The sequence below is a fragment of the Empedobacter falsenii genome (assembly GCF_019308355.1).
Classification (GTDB): Bacteria; Bacteroidota; Bacteroidia; order Flavobacteriales; family Weeksellaceae; genus Empedobacter; species Empedobacter falsenii_B.
Genome location: NZ_JAAGKM010000081.1, coordinates 1 through 3,611, shown reverse-complemented (window position 1 = coordinate 3,611; position 3,611 = coordinate 1). Strand labels below are relative to the sequence as shown.

Here is a 3,611-nt window from a genome sequence, read left to right as displayed (position 1 = left end):
ACAGCAGAACCGATAAACAAAGACATCAATGAAACATTACAAGGACACGATGAAAGCATATTTATTGAATTGCTGAACAACAGAACGGAGTTAAATTTTTCTTTTTCAAATGAAAATAAAAAAGAAGAAACCAAAGAGCCAAGCACAGGAACAGGCAACAGCATAGATTTTTTGAAACGTAAACATTTATTGAAAAACTTAAATACAGAAATCGGAAAAGCGGGTATCGTAGGCGAAGAAAACAGCCGAATGTTGTTGTTTTTAATCATCATCAGTTATTTAAACAAAAGTCCTTTACACGCCTTGGTACAGGGAAGTTCGGGAAGTGGAAAAACGCATATCATCAGCAGAATAGCGGATTTAATGCCACAGGAAGACGTATTGCGATTTACAAGAATAACGGAAAGCAGTTTATACAATTGGGGCGAGTTTGACCTATTCCAAAAGGTTGTAATCATTGAGGATTTAGATGGACTGAAAGAAGATGCATTGTATGCGTTAAGAGAATTTATCAGCAATCAAGTATTAAGAAGTTCGGTAACGATAAAGGACAAAAAGGGAAATAATAAATCTTCCCATAAAATCGTAAAAGGACAATTTAGTTCATTATCAGCCACCACCAAAGGCGAAACATACGAGGACAATATGAGCCGTAGTTTTTTGATTGCAGTTGACGAAAGTAAGGAACAAACAAGTAAAATTATCAATTATCAAAACAAAAGAAATGCAGGGGAAATCGACCCAAACGAAAGCCAAAAAACAATCGGATTTATACAGCAGATTGTACGGAACTTAAAATATTATGAAGTCATCAATCCTTATGCGACAAAATTAAATCTCCCCGAAAAGGTACATAAAATAAGACGTTTGAATGAAATGTATCAGGCAGTAATCAAACAGGTTACATTTTTAAATCAGTATCAGAGAAGGCTCACAAAAGACAATCAATTGATAACTGAAATCGAGGACATCGAACAAGCAACGGAAATCCTTTTTGAAAGCATTGTTTTAAAGGTTGATGAACTGGACGGAAGTTTAAGACAGTTCTTTGAACGATTAAAAAAGTATGTAAAGAATGAAAATCAAGATTTTATTTTAAGAGATATAAGACAAGAATTAAACGTTAGTAAAACACAAGTTTTTAGATATATACAAACACTTACAGAACTTGAATACATCAAACAAATAGGCGGTTACAGCAACAAAGGAATAAAGTATAAAGTTAGTTATTGGGATAATTATCAGAAATTAAGAGCTGAAATCAAGGATTTTCTAATGCTCCAAATACAGAACCTTAAAAATGAAGTATGATAGTATTGTGGAACGCTACGGAACACAAAAGGAACGCTAAAAACGATAATAAACATTATCTAAATCATTGATAAACAGAATATAAAATCAACAAACAAAGTTAGTGTTCCAAAATCCAAAAGAAAGAGTAAGCAAAACTATCATACCAATAAAAAACGTCATAATATGGGAACACCAAGCCGACACGTTTTGCATCAAGAAAACTACCAAAAAGAATCCCAAGAATACCGCAATTACCTTTTATTATTGGGCTATACATCAGAAACTTGCCAAGCCAAATATTTATATCTGAAGGAATTTTTTAACCATCTGGAGGAAATCGGAATTTACCAATTGTACCACATTACAGCCGTAGAAATCGGGAATTTTTACGAATATGTGCAGAACAGGAAAAGCACCCGAACAAAAGAAACTTTAAAGCTAAAAACAGTTTATGACATAATGCGTTGCGTACAGCAGTATTTAGGTTATGCGTTGCACTTGGGTAAAATCAAAATCAATCCTGCATCGCACCTGAAATTTAATTATCCTGATGAAGAAGTAAACCGTATCATTTTTACACAGGAAGAAATACAAGAGCTTTACCAGGTAACGGAAGATTTACAGGAAAAAGCGATATTACATATTGCTTATGGTTGCGGGTTGAGAGCCAACGAAGTCAGCCAGTTAAACAAGGAAGATTTACGGCTAACGGAAAACCTTGTTATCGTTCAGAAAGGCAAGAACAGCAAAAGAAGATTAGTTCCGATAAGCGATACAATCAGCAATGAATTACAGGGATTTATTTTTTCATCTGAAGTAAAACAAAAAGCGTTGTTCCTGAACAGCAAAGGAACGAGAATGCAGACAGGCACACTTAACAAGCAACTGAAAAAAATCATCAAACGTACAGACTTCGGAAAAGCATTGACACAACAGGAACTAACCAAAATAGGAATACATACATTAAGGCACAGCATAGCAACACATTTACTTGAAAACGGAATGGCATTGGAACAGGTGCAGGTATTTTTAGGACACAGCCATATAGAAAGCACCGAAATTTACACGCATATCAATCAAAATCAACTAAACGAGCTGTTAAGCGAGTGAAATCACGAGTACCAAAAAAACAAATAAAAACGAACGAGTAAATCAATGAACTTATGCAATGACAATCAGAGAATATTTACAGAAAAAGTACAGCAAAAGCACTTTAAACAGCAATCTGTATAACATCAAAAGATTTACGGACTACTACGATAAAAGAGCCGAAAAAGCCACCTACAAAGATATTTTAAACTATATTGAATATCTACGAAAGAATTACGATTTACATCCCAAAACCTTACAGCATTGTTTGTACGGAGTAAAAATTTACTTCAATTATTTACTTGAAATTGGAAAAAGAAAAGATCATCCTTGCAGTGAATTATACTTAAAAGATAAAATAAACAAACAAATACAGGTTGATAATCTGTACAGTCCTGAAACATTGGAACACTTCTTTGAAAGCTACCAAATCAAACGGAAAAAGCATTTAGAAACAAGGAATAAAATCATTATCAGTTTATTGATTTACCAAGCGTTGATAGTAAACGAAATCGCAGAATTAGAAGTTGATAACATCAATTTAGACAAAGCAGAAATATTTATCAAAGGAAGTACGGAAATCACATCAAAAAGCCCGAAAAGCAGAACATTGCCATTACAGGCAAAACAGATGATTTTGTTTTACAAATACTTGGAAAAAGACAGAGCATTTTTATTGAAATACAACAAGCAAAATCCAACGGAAACCGCATTTATTTTAGGTCAGTATGGTGAAAAAATCAATCCTCACGGAATAAGTAAAATCATCAATGAAAACCGCAGGGAAAACGAGAAAATACAGCCGATGAAAATAAGGCAGAGCGTTATTGCCAATTTGCTGAAAAAAGAAAACGATACAAGGATAGTACAGGTTTTTAGCGGACACAAAAGAGCCAGTACAACCGTACAATACAAGCAATCGGAATTAGAAGCTTTACAGAATGCAATAAACAACTATCACCCAATCCGATGAAAAACAATAAAAAAAGCGGTAAAAAATAAATGCTTCCTTTTTGTGGGATGATTTAATGACCCGCCCGCCAACGCACAGGGGAAAGGCTGTTGCAGACAGGTTTTACAGTGCCCCCGTTTTTTTCTGTCATACTTTTTGCGTTGTTTTTTGCCAACGCTTCACAGCACATTGCAATCCTCGTTCCTGCGGTTGCAAAGAGCTGTCCCAACTGAAAAAAACAAAGCAAAAAGACACCTACGCTCCAACCACCACCACC

General features: G+C 34.7%; 4 protein-coding genes. 3 read left to right on the top strand and 1 reads right to left on the bottom strand.

Going from position 1 to position 3,611, the window contains the following annotated elements; all coding sequences use genetic code 11:
- From G0Q09_RS14665 to G0Q09_RS14655, 3 genes are all read left to right on the top strand, one after another.
- Window positions 1-1,311, top strand: a 1,311-nt coding sequence (locus G0Q09_RS14665; RefSeq protein ID WP_219035443.1) for an MTBMA_p00010-related P-loop-containing protein, incomplete at its 5' end; no start/stop codon positions are given.
- A 165-nt stretch (window positions 1,312-1,476) separates the two neighbouring features.
- On the top strand, window positions 1,477-2,403 hold the full coding sequence (locus tag G0Q09_RS14660; RefSeq protein ID WP_219035442.1) for a tyrosine-type recombinase/integrase: 927 nt from the start codon (window positions 1,477-1,479) through the stop codon (window positions 2,401-2,403).
- A gap of 58 nt (window positions 2,404-2,461) precedes the next feature.
- The gene (locus G0Q09_RS14655; protein WP_219035441.1) at window positions 2,462-3,355 is read left to right on the top strand and encodes a tyrosine-type recombinase/integrase; all 894 of its coding nucleotides are present in this window, start codon (window positions 2,462-2,464) and stop codon (window positions 3,353-3,355) included.
- A gap of 52 nt (window positions 3,356-3,407) precedes the next feature.
- On the opposite strand, the gene G0Q09_RS14650 is transcribed toward G0Q09_RS14655, so the two are convergent.
- A partial coding sequence (locus tag G0Q09_RS14650; protein WP_219035440.1) for a hypothetical protein occupies window positions 3,408-3,611 on the bottom strand: 204 nt, incomplete at its 5' end.